Here is an 856-nt window from a genome sequence, read left to right as displayed (position 1 = left end):
GGCATCAAATTCAAAGCGGCGTACGGACAGCTTGGCGGAATTTGGATAGGTGTGGTGATTGTTGTGCAGCTCTTCGCCGCCAATCAGGATGCCCCAGGGCGAAATGTTGCGTGACGCATCGGCGCACTCGAAGTTCCGGTAGCCCCAGTAGTGGCCCAGGCCGTTAATGACGCCAGCGGCGAACAGCGGGATCCAGATCATCTGTACGGCCCACACGGTAATGCCCGCGGCGCCAAACAGCAGCAGGTCGATGACTGCCATCAGGGCGATGCCGCCCATGGGGAAACGGGAATAGACGTTACGTTCCACCCAGTCGTTCGGGCAGCCAGCGCCATACTTCTTCAGGGTCTCTTCGTTTTCCGCTTCTTCGCGGTACAGTTCGGCCCCTTCGCTCAGTACTTTACGAATGCCTTTCACCACCGGGCTGTGCGGGTCCTCTTCGGTCTCGCACTTGGCGTGGTGTTTGCGGTGGATGGCGGTCCACTCCAGGGTGTTCTGGGCGGTGGTGAGCCACAGCCAGAAACGGAAGAAATGCTTGAGCACCGGGTTCATGTCCAACGCCCGGTGCGCGGAATAGCGGTGCAGGTAGACGGTGACGCTGACAATGGTCACGTGGGTCATGGCCAGGGTGATCAGCACCAGGGCACCGAGACTCGGAGCCAGCAGGCCCTCACTCAGATAATTCAGCATAGATGTCGCACAGTAAAAAGACGGAGCCGCTATTGTGCCCTACCCGGGATGACGGGCATAAGACACTAAACGGGTCAAATTCGGACTTTACGGCCAATCAGGGTCCCAAAGGTGCCTGTTGACTGACGGATGGCTGCTGCGGCCGTTATGCGTTGCGCTGTAACAA

1 pseudogene is annotated in these 856 nt (G+C 58.8%); it reads right to left on the bottom strand.

Annotated elements, in window-relative coordinates:
- A pseudogene (desA, locus tag A3754_RS02590) lies at window positions 1-690 on the bottom strand (delta-9 fatty acid desaturase DesA); the annotation flags it as partial.
- Window positions 691-856 lie beyond the last annotated feature (166 nt).

It is taken from the genome of Alcanivorax sp. HI0083 (assembly GCF_001635175.1).
The sequence above is the reverse complement of the archived record's forward strand: the minus strand, read 5'-3'. Positions and strand labels throughout refer to the sequence as shown.